The organism is Methylophilus sp., from assembly GCF_052173275.1.
Classification (GTDB): Bacteria; Pseudomonadota; Gammaproteobacteria; order Burkholderiales; family Methylophilaceae; genus Methylophilus.
The window spans coordinates 1,461,605-1,485,473 of record NZ_JBQMUL010000002.1; the positions used below are offsets into that span (position 1 = coordinate 1,461,605).

A 23,869-nucleotide genomic window follows, 5' to 3' on the forward strand; every position below is an offset into this window, starting at 1 on the left:
GATTTAGCGCTGTTGTTGCACGGAAATTGTCTCTTCTGAGGCGATTTTTTTACGGGCACTTCGTATTGATAGCTACAGGAAGCCTTCAAACAACCGTGCCGATAATTGTTTTAATCGGTCGAGCAAGTTGCGTTTTTTCCATGCATCAATCTCGATCTTTTTGGCATCTTTCATATCTTCTTTAAAACGGTCTTCAAGCCCCTTGGCAATTTCTTTGCCCAGGATCACCACGTCTACTTCCGCATTGATCCCGGCACTGCGGTAATCAAAATTTGAACTGCCAATGGCAGACCATACGCCATCAATCGTGATGGTCTTGGCATGCAACACCTGTCCCTGCATTTCGTAGATGGCAATGTGGTTTTTCAGTAGCAGGCTGTATCTGGAGCGCTGTACCAATAGGGATAACGTGGAGTCCGTAAAGCTTGGCACCATTAACTCCACACGCACGCCACGGTTGGCCGCTTTCACTAACGCTTCTAATTGCGCCTTGGTCGGTACGAAATAGGCGGCGTTGATCAGGATGCGGTCTTCCGCGCTTTCAATGGCTGAAAGCATGGAGAGGTAATAGGGCGAGTCTGTCTCTTTACGTTTGATAGCTGGAGTGGCGATCACACGGGCAAACTGGGTACCCTGTTTGTTCAACTTGGGGAAGAAGTGTGTCTGGTCTAATGGTTGCGTTTGATCCCAGTTTTCCAGAAATACGCGCTGAATGTCGCCCAGAATAGGGCCTTGAATCATCACATCCATATCGCGCCAGGCCGCATCGGTTAAAGGGTTGGGCGTTTCCTTTTTATAGGTTTTAAATGAGCCTTTGCTCTGGTAAGTTTTACTCAGATTCACACCGCCGATAATCGCCACCTTACCATCCACAATCAGAATCTTGCGATGATCTCGCTGATTGATTTGCTTGAGTGATGCGCCTTCCAGCGGGTGAAATACTGTGATTTTCGCCCCAGCTTTCTTCAGTGCTTCGAAGAACTCGGGCGGCGTTTGCTGGGAGCCATAAGCATCATAAATCACATGCACCTCAACCCCTTTGGCGAGCTTTTCAAGCAGTAAAGCCTTAAGCGTCACGCCACCCAGATCCACATCTTCAAACGTGAAATATTCCAGGTGGATATTTTTCTCGGCGCGGCCGATCAATTCTTTTATTTTGCCAAAGGTAGATTCGCCATCCACCAGCAAAGTAAATGCATTATCGGCAAACAAGTGGCTATCAGAGATGCTTTGCTCAATTTTAAGGTGATTCTCAAGCGACGCCCGAATCTGCTCGTCAGGCGAGAGCTTTTGCAGAGCCTTATCCACCTTGGCTTGGGATAAAGTATCTTTTGCCCCAACGATCTCAACTTGCTGGGATTGTGGATCGATCTTCTCAAGGGTGCGCTCGTGGTCAGGGATCACCGCACAGCTTTGAGTGAGCAGGCCAATCAGCAATGTGATAAGTGTGGCGATGTTCCGTGGAAAACTTAAATCGGACATCAAACGCATGTTTGCAAAAATCATTGGTCGCAATAAACCGAGATTTAGAATTGCTGAAGTGTAGCTGAAGCAGCTTAATAAGAAAGTCGGAGCGGCTCCTACAAATGATTGATAAGATTTAAGCTGAATTGATAAACAACAAAGTCATTCAATAATAACCCTGTAAAATATGCGGCTTTATTATTTGCCTAATGAAAGCCGCTATGTCTTACCCAGCCTGCCCACAATGCCAATCCGAATATACCTATGAAGATGGTGACAATTATGTTTGCCCGGAGTGCGCAAATGAGTGGAGCAAGACGGCTGCGGCTGATTCGGAAGAAGTGAAAGTCATCCGCGATGCCAACGGCAATGTACTGCAAGATGGCGATACGATTACGGTGATTAAGGACCTTAAAGTCAAAGGCTCTTCATCAGTGGTGAAGGTGGGCACTAAAGTGAAAAACATTCGCCTGGTCGATGGTGACCATGATATCGACTGCAAGATCGATGGCTTTGGCGCGATGAAGTTGAAGTCGGAGTTTGTAAAGAAGGCTTAATGGAGCCCGGTGGCTAACTTAATCTGATTTCTAATAGTTCCTGATTTTTTCTCGTCTTCTTTGTTGCAGTCGGACAGTAAAAAAACGCCATTCATCCGCCTCTTATCACTAGCGGATAAGGTGCTGACTTTTCTTCGATAGTTTTGATTAAACTCAGCTATTAAAATATCAATATCCTTATCAATGTTAAGCATTAAATGATCATCACTGCAAAAAGAGTAAGTGTTTCCCCACCCACGTATAGTATTGCTTAGTTTAGTTAAGGTGTCTTTGTAAGAGTTTCCTTGTAGCACTGCTTTGAGAGGGTCTTTTAAGGCTAATAAAGACTCTTTTAATATTCCTTTAACTCTTTCCTTGAATTTTCTGACACTGCTGTCTGAAGGTCTGACTCTGTTTGGGCGTATATGACATCCTAAGAATTGGAACCCATCCTTAGTTAAACCATGTTCGGCTTTATCAGCTTTTGTTCTTGGATCGTATACCTCTAATCCTAACTCGTTAAGTAGTCTTTTGGCGGTGGCAAAGGCTTTAAATGCTGCGGATTCATCTTTAGCAAAAAGAATGAAATCATCAATATATCTAATGCAGATTATTCCCTTTTGATTCATTTCTACATCAAAGTCGTGCAACAGAAGATTGCATATCATGGGAGACAGACATGAACCTTGAGCAACGCCAATATCCTCAAGAGGGAAAAGCTCGCTATCTCTGCCTAGTTTTACAATGTTATCAAGTTCAGTATTGGTGGCCTCTTTGAGTGTCTTATTAAAGTCTGTGTCATCACAAACGTTAAAAATAATATTCAAAGCCTGGTCTCTGGGAACATTGTCAAAAAAAGCGGCAATGTCGGTTCTAATGAAATAACCTTTCTGACACATAGCTTCAAATGCTGCTTTGACTGCTTTAGGTACGCCAGCATCTTCGACTCCACCATAGTTATACTTTGAATTCAGTTTTTGTTTTATTTCGGGGATATCAACTACAGCCTCTAAAATGGCACGTTGAAGAATTTTATTCTCGACGGGTGATACAACGATGGGGCGTTTTTTCTTGGGATTACTTTGTTTTGGTATCGCTATGCCGTGGGAAGGGGAAAACTTAAAGGTTTTTTTTCTTAATTGATTGGCAATTCTAGTTAAGTGCCTTTCAATATCTATCGAAAACTCTTCAATTTCGTTTTTGGTAATGAAAGACTTTGAGGATATACCGTTTCTATAAACAACTTGCCAAGCTTTTCTAAGCCTTTTGGGACTGTGAAGTTTACGGTAGTGAGTATTCAATGTATTTACTCATTGTTGTGGTTGGGGCTCTTATCGGCAAGCAACCCCGCTCAAGAGAACTTACATCCATCTAGCGATAGGCTATTAGCTAAAGCCAGACCGTCGCAGAAGTTGCCTGCTACGGCGTCATCGGAACTTACATCGGCACTTCCAAACGGGAGCCCGCAAAGCACAACAACAAGGACAAGGCCAGTAAATAATTGCCGTGCGGCTACCCGCACAAAGCTGGCACGTTTTTGCTTTCGACGATAAATCGCATACTCCACTCCAATTGTAACGTTTTTGCGGGTCTGCGCAACCTTCGAAAGCGGCGTCCACCCTCACCCTGAAATAAAAGCTCGCAGCCGTCCGATAAGAGCCATTTACAGGCCTTGCTCCGGCTAATTGCGATACAGAGCTTGGGTTACATCCATCTAGCGATAGGCTATTAGCTAAAGCCAGACCGTCGCAGAAGTTGCCTGCTACGGCGTCATCGGAACTTACATCGGCACTTCCAAACGGGAGCCCGCAAAGCACAACAACAAGGATAACTATAAGATAGTGATGGATATATAAAATTCAAGAGGTAAATTAGTTTTTACAGGAAATTTCAATTTTCCACTTTTCCTACACAGTTTTCAGCAACAGTCTGATACCACTATCTTCCTTAAAAACTATCATTTAATTACTAAAAATCTAATTATTGAGGAGGCTGTATGTCATCGTTCGTTTTGTATCTAATCGGGTTCGCTATTCTGATTGGCGGGATTGCATGGGCGTTGGTTGAAGCGGGTGTGCCGCATTTGTACATCATTATTGCATCCGTGATTCTCACAGGTATCGGCATATTAAAAGCGGTGTCACATACCAGAACTAAAGATATTTCCCGCAACTAAGTACCTTCTTTGTTATCCAACAAGCTTCACCGCAGCAAAACTAACTCTCTGAATCGAATGTAATGAACAATTTAAATAAAACTGATCTCCAGCTCGATGGGCTGGAGATTGCGGGATTGTATCTTGAAGATGTATTTTCTGTTTGGGAACACTTCGATAAAAACGCCAATAAATACTTCACTGTTTTTATGATTAACAATTCGCGCATTACTGTGCCTGCTACTGAAGCCAATGTGGCATTGCTGTATCAGGGCGGGCATCCTGTGTCTGAGTTTGTTGTTAACGAGGGCGTTGTGGATGAGCTTGAAGTTGCAAAACGCTAATCACTACCTGGCCTGAAGCCATGCTGGTGCTGTATTCCCTGATCATTCCCTGTTAAGGATTCCCCAATGCTATTGCTATCCAGGCCATCTAATACAGTGGCATTCAACCAATTAGGCATCGCTTTTTACCTGTCTTTGCTATGTGCACCGACTATCCATGCAGCAGATGCGAATGTATCTGCAAAAGTGAATGTGTCGTTACAAAGCCATATTGTGCAGCCCACTGAACTGCCACCGCCTGCCATCAGTGACCTCAAGGTGCCGCCAGGCTTTGCTGTGACCAAAGTGGCGGAAAACCTTGGCAATACGCGCGTGCTGGCTATTTCGCCGCAGGGGGATTTATATGTCACCAGGCGCGAGCAGGGTGATGTGTTGATGCTGAAAAAGCGCGGTGATACGTTTGCCAAGCCGGTGCGTGTTGCCAGCCGTTCAGGCATGCATGGCATCGCTTTTCGTGGCGACACGGTATATATGGTGACTGTGAAAGAGGTGTTTACTGCGCCTGTGCTGCCGGATGGCAATTTCGGGCCGTTGAAAATGATCATCGCGGACTTGCCAGACGCTGGCCAACACCATGACCGCACGATTGCGATCGGGCCAGATGACATGCTGTATATTTCTGTCGGCTCTACCTGTAATGAATGCATAGAAACCAATATTGAAAATGCGACCATGCTGCGCAGTACGCTGGATGGCAAAAAGCGCGTCATTTTTGCTTCTGGCCTGCGTAATACCATTGGGTTCGACTGGAGCCCGCAGACTGGTGAGTTGTGGGGCATGGATCACGGCATAGACTGGCTGGGCGACGATGTGACGCCTGAGGAGGTCAACAAGATCGAGCAGGGCAAGCGCTACGGCTGGCCCTATTTTTTTGGTAATAACGTCGAAAATCCGCGCCTGATCCCTTCCGGCAAGCTGGAAAAATCGGAATGGAAAAAAACCAGTGTGCCCATGACGCTGGGCTACACCGGCCACGCTGCGCCTATGCAGATGGCGTTTTATAATGCGGGCCAGTTTCCTGCGGAATACCGTAACGATGCCTTTGTCGCCATGCATGGATCGTGGAACCGGCAGACACCTTCTGGCTATGAAATCGTACGTATCCATTTTGAAGGCGGCAAGGCGGTTGCCATCGCGCCTTTCCTCACCGGGTTTGTCAGCCCCAAAGGCCAGAGCGGTCGTCCATTTGGCCTGGCCATTGATAAGCAAGGAAATCTTTTATTCAGTGATGATGTGAATGGGGCTATTTATCAGGTCAGTTACAAAGGCGATGGCAACACAGCTTCCGGCCCGCCAGTGCTGGTTCCTGCAACCAGCATGAAGCAACAGGCGGCGCAAGGCAGCGGCGTGCCGATTGCCTCACTACGCAGCGAAACGGAAATCAAAGGAAAACAAGCCAGCAGTTTGAAGGTAAGCAGCACTGCGTTTGCCAATGGCGAAAAAATCCCTGACATGCATTCCAGCTATGACCAGGATGCCAGCTTTGAACTACAGTGGAGCAAAGGGCCTGCTGCAACGCAATCGTATGCCATCATCATGGAAGACCCGGATGCCAAGCCCATCACGCCTGTCGTGCATTGGGTGGCGTGGAATATTGGAAAAAATATCACCAGCTTGCGTGAAGGCCTGCAAAAACAGGATAGGCTGGAAGATAAAGCTGATGGGATGGCAGGGCTGATGCAAGGCCAGGCAACCACCGGGAAGATAGGTTATGTCGGCCCCAGAACACCCGCAGGCGATTCCTGGCACCATTACCATGTGCAGGTGTTTGCCCTGGATACAGTGCTGCAAATCCCGCCAGGTGCAAATCGCGACACAGTGCTAAAAGCAATGGCAGGGCATGTGGTTGCCAAAGGTGAGCTGGTTGGTAGATTTCAGCGACCTGAGAAGCCTGCCAGACCTTAGTGCATATTCACCCGCCTGTTGCGCATTTTTAAGCTGTGTGCCGCTGACTTCAGAACTGTCGAAGTCAGCGACATGGGTTCTGTCGGAGACACTGGCTAGCGCAACGCTACCCCTGTACTCATCACATGCTTAGTATGGCAAAAGTACATTGATGTTAGCAGGATTGCTTCAACGCGTTACTCTCAGATTTAACACTTAATCCACACTGTTTTTCGCAGGCAGCCGCATCGCTTTTAGGGTTGCGCAAGCAGATGGGCTATTGCGCTTGCCATACGCTGTGCAATAATTTCATGAAAAGCCGTAGCCAATCCGATTAAACCAATTCGCACGGCCCAACTCTCAAATATAATCCTTGTTAACTTCTATAACTCAGGTCATCCCCATGCGAACAGAAAACGCAGTTGCGCCAAAAACCATTTACCTTAAAGACTACACCCCAGCGCCTTATTTAGCCTCGCAGGTCAATTTGAGTTTTAACCTGTTGCCGGGTAAAACCATTGTCACGTCTGAAGTGAAATATGTGAAGAATCCGGCCGGTGTTTCAAATGACCTGGTGCTGGATGGTGAAGAGCAAAGTATTCTTTCGCTGGCGTTGGATGGTCAGCGTTTTGATAGTTACTCGGTTGCCGATGGGCAGTTGACGCTAGTGAACCCCGGCGATGCATTCACCTTAACCATCATCAGCGAGATCGATCCGGCGGCGAATACGGCGCTGGAGGGCCTGTATCAATCACAGGGTAACTATTGCACGCAGTGCGAGGCGGAGGGGTTCAGGCGTATCACTTATTACCAGGACCGGCCCGATGTGCTGAGTGTGTTTACGGTGCGTATTGAGGCAGATGCCCAGGCGTATCCGGTGCTGCTCTCAAACGGTAATTTGCAGGATGCGGGCAGCTTGCCTGATGGCCGCCATTACACTGTCTGGCACGACCCTTTCCCCAAGCCTTGCTACCTGTTTGCGCTGGTGGCCGGTGATCTGGAGCGCGTGGCGGATACTTTTACCACGCTATCAGGCCGCAAGGTGGATTTGCATATTTATGTGCGCGCCGGTGATGAGAAGCAGTGCGACCATGCGATGGAATCGCTGAAGAAATCCATGAAATGGGATGAGGAAATCTATGGCCGCGAGTATCAGCTAGACTTGTTCAATATAGTCGCGGTGAGCGATTTTAATATGGGCGCGATGGAAAACACTTCGCTGAATATTTTCAATACAGCGTTGGTGCTGGCGCATCAGGAGACCGCGACTGATAGCGACTTTATGAGTGTGGAAGGCGTGATAGGCCACGAATATTTCCACAACTGGACTGGTAACCGCGTGACTTGCCGTGACTGGTTCCAGCTGTCACTGAAAGAAGGTTTTACTGTGTTCCGCGACCAGGAGTTCAGCGCTGATTTAAACTCACGTGCGGTGCAGCGTATTGACGATGTCAATGGCCTGCGGCGGTTACAGTTCCCTGAAGATGGCAGCCCGCTGGCGCACGCGGTGCAGCCTGATCAGTTTATCGAGATCAGTAACTTTTACACTAAAACGATCTACGAAAAAGGCTCTGAGCTGATCCGCATGCAGCATACCTTACTGGGGGGCGAGACTTTCCGCAAAGCCACCGATCTGTATTTTGACCGCTATGACGGCCACGCCGTGACCTGCGATGATTTTGTGCAGTGTATGGCGGATGCCTCTGGCCGTGATTTATCGCAATTCTTCCGCTGGTATAAGCAGGCGGGTACACCAACGCTGCAGGTCAGCAGCCAGTACGATGCGACACAGCAAATGTACACACTGACCTTCAGGCAGTCGCAGCCAGATACGCCTGAGCAAACCAATAAACAGCCCTTGCATATCCCGGTCGCGTTTGGCTTGCTGGATGCGCAAGGCAAAGAGATTCTGCCGACCCGTGTGCTGGAAGTCACCGAACGTGAGCAAACATTCACTTTCGCTGATTTTCCGGGCAAGCCTGTACCTTCGATTTTGCGTGGCTTCTCGGCACCCGTGAAACTGGAAACCGATTTGAGCGACGATGATTTGCGCTTGCTGCAAGTGCATGACACCGATGGCTTTAATAAATGGGAAGCGGGCCAGACGCTGGCGCTACGCACGATACAACGCGTGATGGAAACGCCCGATACCGATATTTCGCAGTTTGTCGCCGATGTCGGTACCCTGATAGCACAAGGGTTAGCCGGGCAGGGCGACAAAGCCTTGCTGGCGCGTGCGTTAAGCTTGCCGCTATTAGGTGTGATTGCACAGCATCAGGCCGTTGTGGATCCGGCGGCGATTGATGCAGCGCGTACTGCCATCCTGAAACAAATCAAAAGCACACATAAAGACGCACTGACAGCTTTATACGATGCGAATAGCAATACAGGTGAGTTTTCCATCACGCCAGAAGCCATGGGGCGCCGCGCCTTGCAGCATGCGGTGCTGGATATCCTGACTGTGACCAACGGCACTGGCTGCGCGGCACGCTCAAAAGCGCATTACGATGCGGCAGATAATATGACTGACCGCGTGACTGCGCTAGCCTGCCTGGCCGATAGCAGCCAGCCACAACGTGCGGAAGCGTTTGCTGATTTTTATGCGCGTTTTAAAAACTATCCGCTGGTGGTGGATAAGTGGTTCTCGCTGCAAGCGATTGCCAACCGTGAACAGATTTTTGATGACCTGGCCATGCTGCGCAGCCATACAGATTTCAATATCAAAAACCCTAACCGCGTGCGCTCACTTTACAGCGCGTTTGCCATTAACAACCCGGTGAAATTCCACGACCCTAGCGGCAAAGGCTATGCTTTCCTGCGCGATGTGATTATTGAGTTGAATACGATCAACCCGCAAATCGCCGCGCGCATGGTCACCCCATTGCGTGAGTGGAAGCGCTATACACCTGCATTACAGGTGCAGATGAAAGCCGCTTTGGAAGCCATTTTGGCAACGCCAAACTTGTCCGGGGATGTGTTTGAGATCGTGAGTAAAAGCTTGAACGGTTAAGTTGTTAATTAACCGAGTTAAATAAAAAGGGCGAGATGTTCTCGCCCTTTTTATTGCTGAATCGATCGCCTAGCGGCCCATAGCTTCACCCAGGCGAATCGGTTTACCAGGGTGCCAGTTGGCATTAAAGTCCAGCACACCTTGTTCAAACAGCATGACGACGGTAGAACCCAGCAAAAAGCGGCCCATTTCTTCACCTTGTTTCAGGGTGATGTTGCGGTCGCTGTAATCCCAGTGCAACACTTTACCGGGCCGTGGCGGGTTGATGATATGGTCTTTGGCTTCGTGCCAAATTGTCGCCATGCTGCCGACTATCGTCGCACCTACCAGTACCAATACGAATTTTCCGTGTTGCTCAGATTTAAACGTACACACCACGCGCTCATTGCGCGCAAACAAGCCTGGCACATTGGCGGCAGTGTTGGGGTTCACCGAGAATAAATCACCTGGTACATAGGTCATCTGCAATAGTTTACCGTTGCAGGGCATGTGGATACGGTGATAATCCTTAGGGCTTAAGTACAGGCAGGCAAAAGAGCCACTATCGAAATTGGCAGCTAATGCTGCATCACCGCCAATCAGCGTCTGTGCGGTGTAATGATGGCCTTTGGCCTGGAATATCTGGCCGTTTTTGATGTCGCCAAACTGGCTGATCGCGCCATCTACCGGGCAAACAAAAGCATTGTCTGCGAGTGGTCTGGCACCTGCTTTAAGCGGGCGGGTAAAAAACAGGTTAAACGTCTTGTAGCTTTCAATATTGCCGTTCAGCGCCTCTTCCATATTGACGTGATATTTGCGTACAAACCAGCCGATAAAAGCGGTGGTCAGGCTACCTGCTTGCCAGTGCGCCAGTTTGCCGGCTGCTGCCGTCAATAGTTGTTTGGGTGCGATGTATTGCAGCAGAATGGAGAGTTTCACTTCTATCCCTTAATTCGGTGTTGATGGATTTTCCTGACCTGGTGTCAGGTGAGAATCTGCGCCTTGTTTCGCGCTTATGTTGATTGGCAAATAAAAAAGCACAGGAGATATTACATCTGCCTGTGCTTTTTGCCTACGATGGTTGAATCGGAATTTAGATCAAACCTTCAGGCTTTAACCAATGAACCAAAAACAATTAGTTTTTAGATTGATCTGTTAATTGTCGATCAATATCTAAAATTAGTTTTTAGATTGATCAACCAGTTTGTTTTTTGCAATCCAAGGCATCATGCCGCGCAGTTTGTTACCGACTTGCTCGATTGGGTGAGCAGCGTTCAAACGACGGCGTGCAGTCATCTCAGGGTAGTTGGTACGGCCTTCCAGGATAAACTGTTTAGCATAGTTACCGTTCTGGATGTTAGCCAGGCATTGACGCATTGCTTCTTTGGACTGGCTGTTGATCACTTGTGGGCCAGTCACGTACTCACCGTATTCCGCGTTGTTGGAAATGGAGTAGTTCATGTTGGCGATGCCGCCTTCGTACATCAGGTCAACGATCAGTTTCAGCTCGTGCAAGCACTCGAAGTAGGCCATTTCTGGCGCATAGCCAGCTTCAACCAGAGTTTCGAAACCGGCTTTCACCAGTTCAACCGCGCCACCACACAGTACTGCTTGTTCGCCGAACAGGTCAGTCTCTGTTTCTTCACGGAAGTCAGTCTCGATCACGCCACCTTTGGTGCCGCCGTTAGCAGCTGCGTAAGATAATGCGATGTCTTTGGCTTTGCCAGAAGTGTCCTGATAGATGGCGATCAGTGAAGGAACGCCGCCGCCTTTGAGGTATTCTGAACGCACGGTGTGGCCTGGGCCTTTTGGTGCGATCATGATCACATCCAGGTCAGCACGTGGCACGATCTGGTTGTAATGGATGTTAAAACCGTGCGCGAATGCCAATGCAGCGCCTTTTTTCAGGTTAGGGGCGATCTCGGCATGGAAAATTTCTGCCATGGTTTCATCTGGCAGCAATACCATCACTACGTCAGCTTCTTTCACAGCAGCGGCGATTTCAAGTGTGGTGTGCTTTGCGCCTTCTGCCTTAGCCCATGAACTGCCGCCTTTACGCAAGCCGATAGTGACGTCTACACCGCTGTCGCGCAAGTTTGCTGCGTGTGCGTGACCTTGTGAACCGTAGCCCACGATAGTCACTTTTTTGCCTTTAATAATGCTTAAGTCGGCGTCTTTGTCGTAATAAACGTTCATGTCTGCTTTTGCCTTTCAATACAAATGCTTTGGTATATATGTAAATAAATAATGGTTTAAACTTTGAGGATGCGGTCGCCACGACCGATGCCGGACGCGCCGGTACGCACGGTTTCCAGAATCGCGCTGCGGTCTATGGCTTCGATAAATGCATCCAGTTTGCTGCAAGAGCCGGTAAGCTCAATAGTGTAGCTATTGTCGGCCACATCGATAATACGGCCGCGGAAAATGTCGCACATACGCTTCATTTCGTCTTTATAAACGCCGGTGGCTTTAACCTTGACCAGCATCAATTCGCGCTCAATGTGCTTGCCATCGTTGAGGTCCAGCACTTTGACCACGTCAATCAACTTGTTGAGTTGTTTGATAATTTGTTCAATCACGTCATCGGAACCGGTGGTGACTATCGTCATGCGCGACAGCGTAGGATCTTCTGTCACGGCCACGGTGAGTGATTCAATATTGTAACCACGTGCCGAGAACAGGCCTGCCACACGTGACAGCGCACCGGCTTCGTTTTCCATCAGCAGGGAGATAATGTGGCGCATTATTGCTCTCCCTTCAGGCGTGAACCGCTCAATGGGCTTAAGACCATTTCTGACAAACCTTTGCCGTTTTCAACCATAGGGAACACGTTTTCGGTCTGGTCGGTTAAGAAGTCCATAAACACGAATTTATCTTTTCTGGCGAAGGCTTCTTTCAACGCGCCTTCTACATCGGCCGGATTGGTGATCTGCATGCCAATGTGGCCATAGGATTCTGCCAGTTTGACAAAGTCAGGCAGGCTATCCATATAAGACTCGGAATAGCGGTTCTCGTAGAAGAATTCCTGCCATTGGCGCACCATGCCCAGGTAACGGTTATTCAACAGGATCACCTTGATCGGCAGGCCGTATTGCGCACAGGTGGAGAGCTCCTGGATATTCATCTGGATACTGCCCTCACCGGTAATACAGGCAACTTGCGCATGTTTGTCAGCGAACTGACAGCCCATGGCGTAAGGTAAGCCAACACCCATGGTGCCGAGGCCACCGGAGTTGATCCAGCGACGAGGTTTGTCAAACTTGTAATATTGCGCTGCCCACATCTGGTGCTGGCCAACGTCTGAGGTCACGTAAGCATCGCCATTGGTGACTTCCCACAGCTTCTGCACCACGTATTGCGGTTTGATCACGGTGTCGGAGTAGGTGTAATCCAGAGATTGCACGCCGCGCCACTCGTTGATCTGATCCCACCAGTCAGCGGTATCGGTGGTTTTGTTTTCTTCCTGCGCCAGGATTTCTACCATGTCGGCGAGTACAGACTGCACGTCACCTACGATAGGCACATCTACTTTCACGCGTTTGGAAATGCTGGAAGGGTCCACATCGATATGAATAATGGTGCGCTTCTGGCCGGTAAAGTGTTTCGGGTTGCCGATTACGCGGTCATCAAAACGCGCGCCAACCGCCAGCAGCACATCACAGTGCTGCATCGCCATGTTCGCTTCGTAACTGCCGTGCATGCCCAGCATGCCAACAAATTGTTTGTCGGTGGCAGGGTAGCCGCCCAATCCCATCAGCGTGTTAGTCACCGGGAAATTCAGCGCTTTTGCCAGTTTTACCAGCTCGGCTGCGCCGTTGCCCAATACCAAACCACCGCCGGTGTAGATCATCGGACGTTTTGCACCCAGCAGTAATTTAACGGCTTTTTTGATCTGGCCGCTATGGCCTTTCAAAATCGGGCTGTAAGAACGCATCTCTACCGTTTTCGGGTAGATGAAATCAGCAATGTGCGCCGTAATATCTTTAGGGATATCGACCACTACCGGGCCTGGACGGCCGGTTTTGGCAATAAAGAATGCCTTTTTAATGGTGGGCGCGATATCTTTTACGTGCTTGACCAAAAAGTTATGTTTGACACAGGGGCGGGTGATGCCAACCATGTCGACTTCCTGGAAGGCGTCCATGCCAATCGCCGGCACCGGTACCTGGCCACTGATCACGACCAGTGGAATGGAATCCATATAAGCAGTGGCAATGCCAGTCACGGCATTGGTGGCACCTGGGCCGCTGGTCACCAAAGCCACGCCAACGTCACCAGTTGCACGCGAATACGCGTCTGCTGCATGCACGGCAGCCTGCTCATGACGCACCAGAATGTGCTTGAAGCCATTCTGTTTATAGAGTGCATCATAGATATGCAAGACAGCACCACCTGGATAGCCAAATACGAATTTGACTTTTTCTTCATTCAGGCAGTTGATGACGATATCAGCGCCAGTCATAGATTTGGCGTGAGTGTCGGTCGCAGAGTGGGCTGAAGAGTCCATAAAATCTTGATTATTATGCTAATTAATGTTGAACCCTATACATTAGCTTGCTTTGTTGTTTTGGTCAAGATTATCGCGGTTGCTGCTGGATGGTAATAAAAACTATTTGTTTATTTGAAAAAGAGTTTGCAAATAATTGTTGACTTCCTAAATGAGAAACATTATCATTTGCGAACTGATTGAGGAAAGTTAACAAAACAATGCAAGCCGATTTCGCTATCAAAGCCAGTGAGTTGTTTGATCCGGATTTGCCAACAGCGAGTGCTGTGCTTGTATCGTTAAGTTGTGTGGCCACCCGCTACGCAATCAATCCTTCCGAAGACCTTGCATTGTTGGGGTGCAGTTTGGCGCAGACATTAAATGCGCCAGAGTATGCGGAAAGTCATTTGATTGAGTCGGCAGCCAAGCAATTGTTGCAAGATTGGCAGGCGCTTTTACAGGCGCATCGTGAATTTTCTTTGCAACAATCCGTCACGGATTTTGTTACCCCCTCTTCAACAATACAATAATACGCTACAATATAGGGTTCACTAATTTAGTAGCGACTAATATTTAACTTCAGATTTTAAAGGAAAGGCTTTGAAACAATGAGAACCACAGGACCAAGACTGAAAATTATGCGTGCATTGGGTATCGAATTACCTGGTTTGTCACGCAAGTCTATTGAGAATCGTCCAAACCCACCTGGACAGCATGGCAATCAGGCAGCGCGTCGTCGCCGTTCTGACTTTGCGGTGAAATTGGTGGAAAAACAAAAGATTCGTTTTAACTACGGCGTGAGCGAAAAGCAAATGCGTGGTTTGATGCTGGAAGCCCGTAAAGGTAATGAGCCTACTGGTGAAAAATTGATGTCTTTGCTTGAGCGCCGTTTGGATAACGTCGTGTTCCGCGCAGGTTTTGCACCAACTGGTATTGCAGCGCGCCAATTGGTAAGCCATGGTCATATCTTGTTGAATGGCAAGTCAGCCAACATTCCATCTATCCGTCTGAAGGTGGGTGATGTGGTGACTCTGAAAGAGAAAAGCCGCAAGATTCCAATGGTGGTTGAAGCTTTGGCTACACCAAGTTTAGCGCTTCCTGAATGGGTGTCTGTAGATACGACAACTGCTTCTGTGAAAGTTGGACATTTGCCATCGATTGATGATGTACCGTTCCCGCTGGATGTTCAGCAGGTTGTTGAATATTACGCTAACCGAGTGTAAGTTTAACTGAGTGTAGTGAAGAATTTCGAGCAGCCCTGAGGCTGCTCGATAAAGAGTTTGAGCAATGCTCCTAACCCCAACATGTCATTGCTCAAATAGGCGTTGTTTTTATGCGCCAAATTACCCCTGGTAAGGGTGTTCCTTGAAATCTGATGCCGCTGTGCTTTTGCATGTAAGTCGGCTTTTTTTTGGGGTCCAATCATATAGGAATGCATAACTAATTGCAACCAATGTCTTTGCGTTTGCGTAAAGTCGTGGTGCAATTTGTTTTGGTATGTAATCGGCAGGGTTGATGCTAAGTCATTGTTGGGAGATGTCAGAGTTCTGGTTGTCTTGCTTAGTGATAACATCAAATGCAACGCTGCCAAACATTTGATTAGATTGTCGCGCACTAATAATTAGCGGTTGCTGTCATTAGCGTGTACTGAATTTAAACTAATTAATGCTGAAAATTATCATGATGCATGGTGATTATCAGTATTTATCATCTGATCTATATTCTTGGTGTTTTATCACTTTAAGGCTTGTGCCGGTAAAAAGGTCTTGCGCTGGTAAAGTGCTGATGAGTTGGCAGTGAATTGCCATTCATCGTCATACGGCGCTATAGTGTTGAAACACTTTTATACACTCAAATTTTAGGGTTTGAGTAAGTTGATATGATAATGATGCGCATTAACTGCCTTCTGGCTATTTTTAAAAGTATGAGGATGTGTGTGGATGTTTCAGCGTGAATCAATAGCGGGATTGCCCCTAAGGCCTGCGCGGGTGCAAGCTTCCAAGGTTCCTGAGCTGAGCTTGCATCATCGTCAACCCAAGCCGTTAGCGGGTGTTTTCCGCTGGCCCACATTGGCAACAGAAGCCTGGCTGAAACGTGACAAACAACAGCGCGGCTCATGGGCTGGCATGTTGGTGGTTGTGCTATTGCATGCCACGCTGATCTGGTGGGTGTTTTTCCATGCAGAAGTGCCAGTGGTTAAGCCTAAGCCGGAGCCAATGACGGTGTCTTTGATCACCTTGCCGGCCAAAAAAGAGGAGGCGCCCGCCCCCGAAGTCGTGCCTATCATCAAGCAACAGCCTGTTGAAAAACCTGTCATCAAACCAAAAGAAATACCGGTAAAACCTGTTGTCAGGCCAACCCCTGTGGTTGAGCGCATCGTTGAGCCGACTGCCGATACCCCGCGTTTTGAAGCCAGTACCCAGCCAGCAGCGCCACCCATGGAAGCCCCGGCAGCGGCCGCCGCAGCCAAACCTGCGCCTGCACCTGCAGCGCCACCCAAGCAAGAAATTGTTGAAGAAAAAGAAGAACCGCCCAAGTTTGGTGTGGCTTACCTGAATAACCCGGCACCGGAATATCCCAAACTGGCCAAGCGCGCCGGTGAGGAAGGTCGCGTCGTGTTGAAAGTACTGGTATCGACTGAAGGGCGCCCGGACTCGGTGGAGATTTCAAAAGGCAGTGGTTTCGAGCGGCTTGATACAGCGGCCCTGAATGCAGTGAAACAATGGCGATTTGTGCCTGCGCGCAAAGGCGAAAAAACAATTAGTGCTTATGTCATGGTGCCATTAGCATTTACATTAAATTAAATATGAGTTTGACTGGAAAGGAAGTTTTTTAATGGAATCTACAAGCGGTTTGGCATTTATCACTGAAGGCGGCGTAGTGTCAGTGATCGTGGCGCTGATCTTACTGACCATGTCGGTATTGAGTTGGTATTTTGTGGTGGTTAAGTCCTGGCAAGTGCTTAAACACAAGCGCGAGGTGAGTGCTTATGTGAGCCAGTTCTGGCGTAAAGCAACCTTGCAAGAGGCGTTGCAAGAGTCCAAGCTGCCTTCTCCTGCATACCGGTTAGCGCTGACTGCGGTTGAGTCCACACAGCACCATCAGCAATATGCAGCACAATCATTAGGTGCTGCCTGTAGCCAGGATGAGTTTATCGCGCGTCAATTACGCCGCACCTTGTCGCAAGAACAGGCGACCCTGGATAGCGGTTTATCCGTACTGGCCTCGGTCGGTAGTGTGGCGCCATTTGTGGGCTTGTTCGGTACCGTGTGGGGTATCTATCACGCCCTGACCGCCATTGGCCAATCCGGCGTTGCCACCATCGATAAAGTAGCCGGTCCAGTGGGTGAGGCTTTGATTATGACGGCGATCGGTTTGGCTGTAGCTATCCCGGCAGTGCTGGCGTATAACGCGTTCATCAAGGCGAACCGTGTGATCATGGCTGAGCTGGAAAGCTTTGCTCAAGATCTGCATACGCTGCTGACGACGGGGGCGCCGCTTATGATAAAGCTAGGTAGCAAGTCAGCCAATGTGACTGACATACACGCGCGCGTGGTCAATAAAGGTGGCAATTCATGATAGGCCAGAATCCATTCAGTGCCGGTGAGCACACACAGCCAATGAGCGAGATCAACACGACGCCATTGGTGGATGTCATGCTGGTGCTGCTGGTGATCTTTATTATTACTGCACCTTTGCTCACGCATGCGGTGAAAATCGACCTGCCGCAAGCCACCTCACAACCGCTCGAAGAAAAACCGGAAGTGATAGACTTGGCTGTGGATGCTGACGGCAAGATGTTCTGGAACGATGCGGAAATTGACCAGGCAACACTGGTGACGCGTATGCAAGACGAAAGCGTTAAACAGCAGCAGCCCGAATTGCAGATACGCGCCGATAAGAATACACGCTACCAGGTTCTGGCAGAAGTGTTAGCACAAGCGCAAACAGCAGGCATGAAAAAAGTCGGTTTCGTCAGCCAGCCACAGCCGTAAATAACCGTTTTAAATAAAAGCGCAGGCAGTTTGGATATGACGCAGCAATCTATTCGTCGTTGGGCATGGATACATAAATGGTCCAGCCTGATTTGCACGGTATTCATGTTGCTGCTTTGCCTGACCGGATTGCCGCTGATCTTCAGTCACGAAATCCACGACGTGCTGGGTGATCATATCGTCACCCCAACCATACAGCATAACGGGCCGATGGCGAGTGCGGACAGCTTGGTGGCCACCGCAAAAAAACAGAATCCCGGATTTGTGCCCTTGTACATGTACCGCGACGATGATGAGCCGTTGCAATGGACCATCAGCATGGCCAAAACGACAGACGCCACCAGTGGCTTTAAATATGTGGTGATGGATGCGCGTACCGCCAAGGTCTTAGGCGAGCCGCCCGCTGAAGAAGGCTTTATGTACATCGTCTTCAAGCTGCATGTAGATTTATTTGCGGGTTTTCCTGGCATGCTGTTTTTAGGCCTGATGGGTTTTTTACTGGTGATCGCCATCATCTCGGGTGTGGTGCTATATGCGCCTTTTATGCGCAAATTGCCATTCGGTGAAATACGCCACCAGCGCGGCGAAAAGCTCAAACGCCTCGACATTCATAATATGCTGGGTATCGTGACTTTGAGCTGGTTTCTTGTCGTGGGCGCCACTGGCGTGATCAACGCCTGGTCTGATTTGCTGGTGAAGTACTGGCAATTTGACCAGATGGGACAAATGATCGCTCCTTATAAAAATCTGCCGCCGCCGAAACAGTTTGCATCGTTGCAGCAATCATTGGAAGTCGCGCAGAAAGCCGAGCCCGACATGCAATTAGGTTTTATTGCTTTCCCCGGCACGGCTTACACCAGCCAGCACCATTATGGCATTTTCATGCGTGGTGATAGTCCACTCACCAAACGTTTGTTCAAGCCAGTGTTGATAGATGCGCAGAACGCAACATTGACAGACAGCCGGCCTTTGCCCTGGTATCTGGTTGCTTTGCTGGTTTCTCAGCCCCTGCATTTTGGCGATTATGGTGGCATGAGCCTGAAAGGCATATGGGCCATACTCGATATTTTGAGCATCATCGTGTTATGGACCGGGCTGAAGTTGTGGTGGAAAAAACGCCATCAATACTTACCAGTGTCGAGCCCGCGTCCTATATTGCACAGAGCGAGCTAAGCGATATGCGCAATCATTCATTAACACATATTTTTTTATGGCCTGCCGTCATCGCCGTGGTGTCTTTCGCCGGCTTGGTGACAGCCTTGCTGGTAGATGATGCACGGGAACTGTTGTCCGATGCCGCAGTCGCATTGCCAATAGTCATCGCCGCTTATTACTACTGGATAAAGCCGCGCGCGAAAGCCTGAACCAGTTAATCTTGCCTGAAACAGGTATGCCTCAGGCAGTTTTAAAACCCGAGCCAGCCAACGAGTGAAAACTTCAGTAGCCAGCTATTTTTTGTTATGGATGAAACGGAGAAATCATGAATTTAAAACGTACACAATGGCAACAATTAATCGCTGTTGCTGGTAGCGCAATCTGTTTGCTGCAACAGCCTGCACAAGCGGCTGACAAATGTGATGTGTCTGTAGATGCGACAGACCAGATGACATTCAGCGTGAAAGAAATCGCTGTGCCAAAAGCCTGCAAATCATTCACTATCAACCTGAAGCATGTAGGCGCCATGAAAAAAACAATCATGGGTCACAACCTAGTCGTCAGCAAACAAGCTGATGAGCAAGGCGTATTGCAAGATGGCAGCAAAGCTGGTGCAGCGCAATCATATGTTAAACCACAGGATGCACGCGTAGTGGCGGCAACCACTGTTATCGGTGGTGGCGAGAGCGCAACTGCTTCTTTTGCTCCTTCTCAGTTAGACGCTGCGGGTAACTATGTGTTTTTCTGTTCTTTCCCTGGCCATGCTGCCTTGATGAAGGGCACACTTAAATTGATCTAAGTCTTTAGACTTCACCCGGTTTCTATCAGGGTTCAATGATCGGTACCATCAACACTCCGCTATCCGCAAGGTAGCGGAGTTGTTTTTTCTGTCTGAGGGATGTTTGCTTTTCTCTTTTTAAAGTCGTCACATAGTGTTAACTCAAGCAAAGACGGGCGCTGATACCCGCCCTCTACTTGAAAATGGGAATGCTTCTCATGTAGAATGTCCGTTGTAAGAATTGATAACTTTAAAGCATCAATCAGAACATTCTGCGGTCCAATGGTAGAGTTTTTTGTTGTGCCGACAAGCCAGTCCAAAGATCGCTACGTAAACAATCTGAAGCAGGGGCGTGTAAAGCAATTTACGCAAAAGTAACTCCTGCAGTCCTTGTTATCACGTCGTGCCTCTTCAATGTATAAACTTTAAGGAAATAGACTTATGACCGATCAGGAAAAACTTCAATCAGTGGGCGAAGAAGCCATTGCGTTTAAAGGCTTGTTCAAAACTGTACAACTGGCGAGTGTGAATGCGCAAGGCGTGCCAGAAGCAAGTTATGCGGCTTATGTCGAACGCGATAACAAGTTTTATATTTACGTGAGTGAACTGGCCACGCATTGTGCCAATTTGCGCGAGACCGGCTTGTGCTCAGCCATGTTTGTCGAGAGTGAAAAAGACGCTGGCCACCTGTTTGCCAGAAAACGCCTGGTGTTCAAATGCACCGCACAAGAAGTGGAAAGAAGCACCGCCAAATTTGATGAAGTGATGGCGCTTTTCTACGAGAAGTTTGGCAAATTTATGGATGCGATCGGTAAATTGACCGATTTCCACATGGTTGAGTTAACGCCATCACACGGTAGTTATGTCGCCGGTTTTGCAAAAGCCTACCACCTGAATGGTCAGGATCTATTGCAGATCACGCATCGCAATGATCAGGGCCATGCAGCGCCAGATGCCTCTGCGCAACAGAAATTGGACGAGCTGGCCTGATAGTGACGGATGCAGTGATGAGTGCTCAGTTAGCCACCCCCAGTTTGGAAACCATACGTCAGCAATTTGCCTTCGAGCGCCAGTCGGCCAAAGCACGCCATCGGGATATCGCTGACAAATTGCAGATTTCAGAAGGCGAGCTGATCGCTGCGCATGCCGGAGTGCAGGAAGAAGCTGCGTTGCTGCGCGCGACCAGGTTGCAGGCTGACTGGCCCGCACTCATCAAAGCGCTGGAGCCATTGGGCGAAGTGATGGCGCTGACGCGTAACATTTCGTGCGTGCATGAAAAAACTGGCGTCTACAAAAATGTCAGCGAAACCGGGCATGTCGGGCTGGTGCTCGGTGGCGATATCGATTTGCGTGCGTTTTATGGTTATTGGGCGCATGGGTTTGCAGTCACAGAAACGGTTGAAAAAGGCGTGCAGCAAAGCCTGCAGTTTTTTGATGCTGAAGGCACCGCCATTCATAAGGTGTTTATCAAGCCGCAAAGCCATGTCGAAGCTTATGAAGCCTTCGTCAAACAGTTTGCCGATGCTGATCAGGCGCCGGGCATGACGGCCAAGCATGCACCATCCGTGCCAGCAGATAAACCAGACAGCGAAGTCGATGTGACAGGGTTCCAGTCCGCATGGCGCGCACTGCAAGACACGCATGACTTTTTTGGATTGCTCAAAAAATATGGTGTTTCTCGACTGCAAAGCATGCGCCTGGCAGAGCCAGAATACGTGCAGCAGCTAACCCTTGAAAGCGCTCGCCAACTGCTGGAAACTGCAGCCAATGACAGCGTTGCCCTGATGATATTTGTCGCCAACCCTGGTATGGTGCAGATTCATTCCGGCATCATTAAAAAAGTGGCTGTCATGGGCCCCTGGCTGAATGTGCTGGACCCCGGTTTTAACCTGCATTTGCGTGAAGACCATATTGCCAGCGCCTGGATTGTACGTAAGCCGACGGTGGATGGCCTGGTCACTTCGCTGGAGTTGTTTGACGCTGACGGCAATGTCATCGCCATGTTCTTTGGTGAACGCAAGCCTGGAAAGCCTGAACTTGCTGAGTGGCGCGCACTGGCAGACACGCTGCTTAAGGATCACGAACTATGTCTGAATTAAATAACCCTATGCATGATTTAGAATCACCAGAAACGGCAGTGCGCCGTAAATTCCTGTTGCAGATGGGCGCGTTGGCTGTTGCCACGTGTATGCCGAAAACCATGCTGTGGGCGGCTGAAACACAGAAGAAGACTGCACGCCGCATCGTCAGTATCGGCGGTGGCCTGACTGAGATTATTTATGCGCTGGGCGCTAATAACGAGCTGGTTGGTGTCGATACTACCTCGCTCTATCCTGAAGCCGCGACCAAGCTACCTAGCGTGGGTTATGCCAGAACTTTATCCAGTGAAGGCATACTGGCGCTGGCACCCAACCATGTGCTGGCGACTGAAGATGCAGGCCCGCCAGCCGTTTTGCGGCAAATTAATGCTGCCGGTGTGCCGGTGACCGTGTTGCCCGCCAATGATAAGTTTGAGGGTGTGCTGGACCGTATCACCCGCATCGGCACCCTGATAGACCGCCCTGCGCAGGCCAGCCAGTTGATTGAAAAAATGAAAGCAGACTGGCAAAAAGTACGTGAACCGATTCTGGCGCGTAAAACGCCGATGCCACGCGTGCTGTTCGTGTTGTCACACAGCCCAGGCCAAATTATGGTGGGTGGCAAAGGCAGCAGTGCCGAAGCCATGATGCATTACGTAGGCGCACATAATGCGATTCAGGGTTTTGATGGTTTCAAACCGCTGACGCCAGAATCAGTGATCGCGGCACAACCAGATGTCGTGCTGTTTACTGATCAGGGTCTGGGTATCGTAGGCGGTATCGATGGCGCGTTGAAACTGCCTGGCCTGGCGCAAACCCCGGCCGGACAGAAACGCCGCATCGCCTCGCTTGAAGCCATGTTTATGCTGGGTTTCGGTCCGCGCCTGCCGCAAGCAGTCGCCGCATTGGATAATGCACTGGTGAAAGCGATGAACGGATGAGTGCATCAATTAACGTGATGCCATTAGCATCACGTTTAACGGCTGGCTTGATGACTCGGCCAGCTTTGTTTTTATGGGCGACCCTAATTCTGTGTGTCTGGGTTGCGGCGTGGGCAGGGGCTGTTTCGGTATTGCCTGCTGACTGGCTGGCTTTGCTGCAATCTGGCGATGACCAACCGTTGACCGGCGGCGCATATGTGCTGTGGAATCTGCGTTTACCGCGCATTTTCTTTGCTGCGCTGATTGGTGCAGCATTAGGCTTGTCAGGTGCGTTGACGCAAGGCTTATTCCGCAATCCACTGGCGGACCCCGGCTTGCTGGGCGTCACCAGCGGTGCTGCTTGCGCTGCGGCTTTAACCATTGTTTTATTGGCTAACAGTGGCATTGATATCCCTATTTCACTCCGCTACTGGATATTACCGGTTGCAGCATTTACTGGTGCGATCGGCGTGTGTTTCCTGCTGGATACCGTGGCACGCTGGCTAACGGCAGATTCGATCGCCGGGCTGTTATTAACCGGTATTGCGCTCAATGCGCTGGCCACGGCGGTGATCGGCTTATGCACTTACCTGGCGACCGATGAACAGCTGCGTAGCCTGACCTTCTGGACCCTGGGCTCACTGGCGGGTGCCAGCTGGCCATTATTGCTGGCATTGCTCGCGCTATTGTTGGCGGCTATCTGGTATGTGCGCCGCCTGGTCAACGAGATGAACGCCCTGGCATTGGGCGAAGCCACCGCCGCCCATGTCGGCGTCAATGTGCGACACCTGCGTGCGCGTGTGATCACGCTGGTCGCGTTACTATGCGGCTTTGCTGTCGCCTGGTGCGGCATGATAGGCTTTATCGGCCTGGTAGCCCCCCATATCGTCAGGCTGGTGATCGGCCCCGACCAGCGCCGCCTGGCGCCATTGGCCATGCTGGTTGGCGCCATCATCCTGCTGGTCGCTGATACCGCAGCACGTACAGTGGCGATTCCAGCCGAGATCCCTGTGGGAATCTTCACCGCTTTGCTGGGTGCGCCTTTCTTCCTGGTATTGCTGGCCGGTATCCGGAAGGGCATGTAA

Annotated in this window: 23 protein-coding genes; 17 read left to right on the top strand and 6 right to left on the bottom strand. The window is 49.5% G+C overall.

Translation table 11 applies throughout. The annotated features are described in order from the left end of the window. Nucleotides 1–72: 72 nt before the first annotated feature. A complete protein-coding gene (locus ACTS9Y_RS08490; RefSeq protein ID WP_442585511.1) occupies nucleotides 73–1,491 on the bottom strand; it encodes a phospholipase D-like domain-containing protein in 1,419 nt (472 codons plus the stop codon). Between the two features lie 194 nt (nucleotides 1,492–1,685). Here ACTS9Y_RS08490 and ACTS9Y_RS08495 point away from each other — a divergent pair, with 194 nt between their 5' ends. Further along, nucleotides 1,686–2,021, top strand: coding sequence for a zinc ribbon domain-containing protein YjdM (locus ACTS9Y_RS08495; RefSeq protein ID WP_442585512.1), 336 nt, complete (start codon nucleotides 1,686–1,688; stop codon nucleotides 2,019–2,021). On the opposite strand, the gene ACTS9Y_RS08500 is transcribed toward ACTS9Y_RS08495, so the two are convergent. Next, nucleotides 2,018–3,301, bottom strand: a complete 1,284-nt coding sequence (locus tag ACTS9Y_RS08500) for a reverse transcriptase domain-containing protein (RefSeq protein WP_442585513.1) — start codon at nucleotides 3,299–3,301, stop codon at nucleotides 2,018–2,020. The two genes, ACTS9Y_RS08495 and ACTS9Y_RS08500, sit on opposite strands and share 4 nt — an antisense overlap. 695 nt (nucleotides 3,302–3,996) lie before the next feature. On the opposite strand from ACTS9Y_RS08500, the gene ACTS9Y_RS08505 reads away from it, so the two are divergent. The 4 genes from ACTS9Y_RS08505 to pepN all read left to right on the top strand — a co-directional run bounded on the left by ACTS9Y_RS08505 (nucleotide 3,997) and on the right by pepN (nucleotide 9,393). Continuing rightward, the gene (locus tag ACTS9Y_RS08505; protein WP_379057618.1) at nucleotides 3,997–4,176 is read left to right on the top strand and encodes a hypothetical protein; all 180 of its coding nucleotides are present in this window, start codon (nucleotides 3,997–3,999) and stop codon (nucleotides 4,174–4,176) included. 62 nt (nucleotides 4,177–4,238) lie between these two features. Then, nucleotides 4,239–4,499: a hypothetical protein gene (locus ACTS9Y_RS08510; protein WP_442585514.1), complete on the top strand. Its 261-nt coding sequence runs from the start codon at nucleotides 4,239–4,241 to the stop codon at nucleotides 4,497–4,499. Nucleotides 4,500–4,565: 66 nt separating this feature from the next. Continuing rightward, complete coding sequence (locus ACTS9Y_RS08515; RefSeq protein ID WP_442585515.1) at nucleotides 4,566–6,404, top strand: YbhB/YbcL family Raf kinase inhibitor-like protein; 1,839 nt, start codon at nucleotides 4,566–4,568, stop codon at nucleotides 6,402–6,404. 382 nt (nucleotides 6,405–6,786) lie between these two features. Beyond that, entirely contained in the window at nucleotides 6,787–9,393 is a 2,607-nt protein-coding gene (gene pepN / locus ACTS9Y_RS08520; RefSeq protein ID WP_442585516.1) for an aminopeptidase N, read from the top strand. A 69-nt stretch (nucleotides 9,394–9,462) separates the two neighbouring features. On the opposite strand, the gene asd is transcribed toward pepN, so the two are convergent. The 4 genes from asd to ilvB form a co-directional block, all read right to left on the bottom strand. Continuing rightward, nucleotides 9,463–10,311: an archaetidylserine decarboxylase gene (gene asd / locus ACTS9Y_RS08525; RefSeq protein WP_442585517.1), complete on the bottom strand. Its 849-nt coding sequence runs from the start codon at nucleotides 10,309–10,311 to the stop codon at nucleotides 9,463–9,465. A 240-nt stretch (nucleotides 10,312–10,551) separates the two neighbouring features. Continuing rightward, on the bottom strand, nucleotides 10,552–11,568 hold the full coding sequence (gene ilvC / locus ACTS9Y_RS08530) for a ketol-acid reductoisomerase (protein ID WP_442585518.1): 1,017 nt from the start codon (nucleotides 11,566–11,568) through the stop codon (nucleotides 10,552–10,554). 56 nt (nucleotides 11,569–11,624) lie between these two features. Then, on the bottom strand, nucleotides 11,625–12,116 hold the full coding sequence (gene ilvN / locus ACTS9Y_RS08535) for an acetolactate synthase small subunit (RefSeq protein WP_055828089.1): 492 nt from the start codon (nucleotides 12,114–12,116) through the stop codon (nucleotides 11,625–11,627). Next, nucleotides 12,116–13,879: a biosynthetic-type acetolactate synthase large subunit gene (ilvB, locus tag ACTS9Y_RS08540; RefSeq protein WP_442585519.1), complete on the bottom strand. Its 1,764-nt coding sequence runs from the start codon at nucleotides 13,877–13,879 to the stop codon at nucleotides 12,116–12,118. The genes ilvN and ilvB overlap by 1 nt, the downstream gene beginning before the upstream one ends. Nucleotides 13,880–14,079: 200 nt before the next feature. On the opposite strand from ilvB, the gene ACTS9Y_RS08545 reads away from it, so the two are divergent. The 12 genes from ACTS9Y_RS08545 (at nucleotide 14,080) to ACTS9Y_RS08600 (ending at nucleotide 23,869) form a co-directional block, all read left to right on the top strand. Continuing rightward, complete coding sequence (locus ACTS9Y_RS08545) at nucleotides 14,080–14,388, top strand: hypothetical protein (RefSeq protein WP_442585520.1); 309 nt, start codon at nucleotides 14,080–14,082, stop codon at nucleotides 14,386–14,388. Between the two features lie 78 nt (nucleotides 14,389–14,466). Further along, nucleotides 14,467–15,081 carry a 30S ribosomal protein S4 gene (rpsD, locus tag ACTS9Y_RS08550; RefSeq protein ID WP_442585521.1) on the top strand — a complete coding sequence of 205 codons (615 nt, stop codon included), beginning with the start codon at nucleotides 14,467–14,469 and terminating at the stop codon, nucleotides 15,079–15,081. Nucleotides 15,082–15,846: 765 nt separating this feature from the next. Continuing rightward, nucleotides 15,847–16,662: a TonB family protein gene (locus ACTS9Y_RS08555; protein WP_442585522.1), complete on the top strand. Its 816-nt coding sequence runs from the start codon at nucleotides 15,847–15,849 to the stop codon at nucleotides 16,660–16,662. Between the two features lie 31 nt (nucleotides 16,663–16,693). Further along, nucleotides 16,694–17,437: a MotA/TolQ/ExbB proton channel family protein gene (locus tag ACTS9Y_RS08560; protein ID WP_442585523.1), complete on the top strand. Its 744-nt coding sequence runs from the start codon at nucleotides 16,694–16,696 to the stop codon at nucleotides 17,435–17,437. Then, nucleotides 17,434–17,853: an ExbD/TolR family protein gene (locus ACTS9Y_RS08565; RefSeq protein ID WP_442585524.1), complete on the top strand. Its 420-nt coding sequence runs from the start codon at nucleotides 17,434–17,436 to the stop codon at nucleotides 17,851–17,853. The genes ACTS9Y_RS08560 and ACTS9Y_RS08565 overlap by 4 nt, the downstream gene beginning before the upstream one ends. A 36-nt stretch (nucleotides 17,854–17,889) precedes the next feature. Next, entirely contained in the window at nucleotides 17,890–19,026 is a 1,137-nt protein-coding gene (locus ACTS9Y_RS08570) for a PepSY-associated TM helix domain-containing protein (protein ID WP_442585525.1), read from the top strand. Between the two features lie 5 nt (nucleotides 19,027–19,031). Next, nucleotides 19,032–19,217, top strand: coding sequence for a hypothetical protein (locus tag ACTS9Y_RS08575; RefSeq protein WP_442585526.1), 186 nt, complete (start codon nucleotides 19,032–19,034; stop codon nucleotides 19,215–19,217). Nucleotides 19,218–19,333: 116 nt separating this feature from the next. Then, a complete protein-coding gene (gene azu, locus ACTS9Y_RS08580) occupies nucleotides 19,334–19,807 on the top strand; it encodes an azurin (RefSeq protein ID WP_442585527.1) in 474 nt (157 codons plus the stop codon). Between the two features lie 420 nt (nucleotides 19,808–20,227). Continuing rightward, nucleotides 20,228–20,776: a HugZ family pyridoxamine 5'-phosphate oxidase gene (locus ACTS9Y_RS08585; protein WP_442585528.1), complete on the top strand. Its 549-nt coding sequence runs from the start codon at nucleotides 20,228–20,230 to the stop codon at nucleotides 20,774–20,776. A 17-nt stretch (nucleotides 20,777–20,793) separates the two neighbouring features. After that, nucleotides 20,794–21,885 carry a hemin-degrading factor gene (locus tag ACTS9Y_RS08590; RefSeq protein ID WP_442585529.1) on the top strand — a complete coding sequence of 364 codons (1,092 nt, stop codon included), beginning with the start codon at nucleotides 20,794–20,796 and terminating at the stop codon, nucleotides 21,883–21,885. Continuing rightward, nucleotides 21,873–22,805 (top strand): heme/hemin ABC transporter substrate-binding protein, encoded by a 933-nt coding sequence (locus tag ACTS9Y_RS08595; protein WP_442585530.1) that lies wholly within the window; start codon nucleotides 21,873–21,875, stop codon nucleotides 22,803–22,805. Before ACTS9Y_RS08590 ends, ACTS9Y_RS08595 begins: the two co-directional genes overlap by 13 nt. After that, on the top strand, nucleotides 22,802–23,869 hold the full coding sequence (locus ACTS9Y_RS08600; protein WP_442585531.1) for a FecCD family ABC transporter permease: 1,068 nt from the start codon (nucleotides 22,802–22,804) through the stop codon (nucleotides 23,867–23,869). The genes ACTS9Y_RS08595 and ACTS9Y_RS08600 overlap by 4 nt, the downstream gene beginning before the upstream one ends.

Bases quoted from the DNA above. Each gene is read 5' to 3' on its own strand.
- ACTS9Y_RS08490 (WP_442585511.1), bottom strand. From the start codon at position 1,491: ATGCGTTTGATGTCCGATTTAAGTTTTCCACGGAACATCGCCACACTT.
- ACTS9Y_RS08495 (WP_442585512.1), top strand. From the start codon at position 1,686: ATGTCTTACCCAGCCTGCCCACAATGCCAATCCGAATATACCTATGAA.
- ACTS9Y_RS08505 (WP_379057618.1), top strand. From the start codon at position 3,997: ATGTCATCGTTCGTTTTGTATCTAATCGGGTTCGCTATTCTGATTGGC.
- ACTS9Y_RS08510 (WP_442585514.1), top strand. From the start codon at position 4,239: ATGAACAATTTAAATAAAACTGATCTCCAGCTCGATGGGCTGGAGATT.
- ACTS9Y_RS08515 (WP_442585515.1), top strand. From the start codon at position 4,566: ATGCTATTGCTATCCAGGCCATCTAATACAGTGGCATTCAACCAATTA.
- pepN (WP_442585516.1), top strand. From the start codon at position 6,787: ATGCGAACAGAAAACGCAGTTGCGCCAAAAACCATTTACCTTAAAGAC.
- ilvC (WP_442585518.1), bottom strand. From the start codon at position 11,568: ATGAACGTTTATTACGACAAAGACGCCGACTTAAGCATTATTAAAGGC.
- ilvN (WP_055828089.1), bottom strand. From the start codon at position 12,116: ATGCGCCACATTATCTCCCTGCTGATGGAAAACGAAGCCGGTGCGCTG.
- ilvB (WP_442585519.1), bottom strand. From the start codon at position 13,879: ATGGACTCTTCAGCCCACTCTGCGACCGACACTCACGCCAAATCTATG.
- ACTS9Y_RS08545 (WP_442585520.1), top strand. From the start codon at position 14,080: ATGCAAGCCGATTTCGCTATCAAAGCCAGTGAGTTGTTTGATCCGGAT.
- rpsD (WP_442585521.1), top strand. From the start codon at position 14,467: ATGAGAACCACAGGACCAAGACTGAAAATTATGCGTGCATTGGGTATC.
- ACTS9Y_RS08560 (WP_442585523.1), top strand. From the start codon at position 16,694: ATGGAATCTACAAGCGGTTTGGCATTTATCACTGAAGGCGGCGTAGTG.
- ACTS9Y_RS08565 (WP_442585524.1), top strand. From the start codon at position 17,434: ATGATAGGCCAGAATCCATTCAGTGCCGGTGAGCACACACAGCCAATG.
- ACTS9Y_RS08570 (WP_442585525.1), top strand. From the start codon at position 17,890: ATGACGCAGCAATCTATTCGTCGTTGGGCATGGATACATAAATGGTCC.
- ACTS9Y_RS08575 (WP_442585526.1), top strand. From the start codon at position 19,032: ATGCGCAATCATTCATTAACACATATTTTTTTATGGCCTGCCGTCATC.
- azu (WP_442585527.1), top strand. From the start codon at position 19,334: ATGAATTTAAAACGTACACAATGGCAACAATTAATCGCTGTTGCTGGT.
- ACTS9Y_RS08585 (WP_442585528.1), top strand. From the start codon at position 20,228: ATGACCGATCAGGAAAAACTTCAATCAGTGGGCGAAGAAGCCATTGCG.
- ACTS9Y_RS08590 (WP_442585529.1), top strand. From the start codon at position 20,794: ATGAGTGCTCAGTTAGCCACCCCCAGTTTGGAAACCATACGTCAGCAA.
- ACTS9Y_RS08595 (WP_442585530.1), top strand. From the start codon at position 21,873: ATGTCTGAATTAAATAACCCTATGCATGATTTAGAATCACCAGAAACG.
- ACTS9Y_RS08600 (WP_442585531.1), top strand. From the start codon at position 22,802: ATGAGTGCATCAATTAACGTGATGCCATTAGCATCACGTTTAACGGCT.